Origin of the sequence: Nocardia sp. NPDC058497, from assembly GCF_042720195.1 — a bacterium.
Classification (GTDB): Bacteria; Actinomycetota; Actinomycetes; order Mycobacteriales; family Mycobacteriaceae; genus Nocardia.
Genome location: NZ_JBHXMY010000379.1, coordinates 4,899 through 5,848, shown reverse-complemented (window position 1 = coordinate 5,848; position 950 = coordinate 4,899). Strand labels below are relative to the sequence as shown.

The 950-nt window shown below is 69.5% G+C and carries 1 protein-coding gene; it reads right to left on the bottom strand.

All coding sequences use genetic code 11. The annotated features are described in order from the left end of the window. A partial coding sequence (locus ACFWPJ_RS22490) for an alpha/beta fold hydrolase (RefSeq protein WP_378854297.1) occupies nt 1–927 on the bottom strand: 927 nt, incomplete at its 3' end. Nucleotides 928–950: the final 23 nt, after the last annotated feature.

Genomic DNA, 950 nt, shown 5'->3' with positions numbered 1-950 from the left:
CCAAAGCGTACCCGGCCCACCCACAACCGAACCTGCCGCCCTTACTGACCTGGTTTCCCCCCTCACCTGCGCCCCGCGTAAGCGGTTGACGAACGCCCCCACGAGCCCTATCAGCTCGTCGGGCCGTTCGAGTAGCGGGCTGTGCCCGGATTCCGCGATGAGCCGCGGCGGCAGGCCGGCGCGGGTGTACTGCTCGACGTTCGCCGCCGTGGGCACGAGCACGTCCCGGCCGCCGGAGACGACCAGCACCGGTTTGCCGGTGCCGGCGAGCCGATCCGCGATGGGGCGTTCCTTGTTCATGTCGTCGACGGCGGTGGATTTGCAGACGCCGCGATGGGTGAGCTGCTCGAGGGAACGATGGGCCGAGGCGGGAACCGGGAAGTCGTCGGCGAATCCGGTGCGCAGGGAGCCCTCCGTCAGCGCGTCGATACCGCGCAGCCGATCGGCGACGGCGCCGAGGACGGGCCAGCAGCCGATTTGCCCGAGCACGGGCAGGTCGATCAAGCCGGGCCCGCCAGCGGTGTCGATCACCGCGACGCGCTCGACCAGGTCCGGGCTCCGCTCGGCGATCGCGGTGGTGATGTGCCCGCCCATCGAGTGCGCGACGAAGGCCGCCTGGCGGATACCGAGAGCGTCGAGTGCGCGCAGGACCGCTGTCGCCTGGCCGGTGGCGGTGTAGTCGCTGTCGTCGCCGGTCGCCTCGGAACCACCGTGGCCGACCAGATCGATCGCGACCACCCGGTTTCCCGCAGCCAGCGCGGGCGCGACCTGTTCCCACCATTCGATCGACGCCGAATAGCCGTGCAGGAGAACGACTGCCCGGTCGCCGGTGGTCGCGCCGTACTCGCGCACATTGAGATCGGGACCGTCGAGCGAGAGCACGCGGCCGCCGGCGAACCTGTCTCTTATACACATCACCCATCCCACCAGACACTAAATCAACTGGGTTT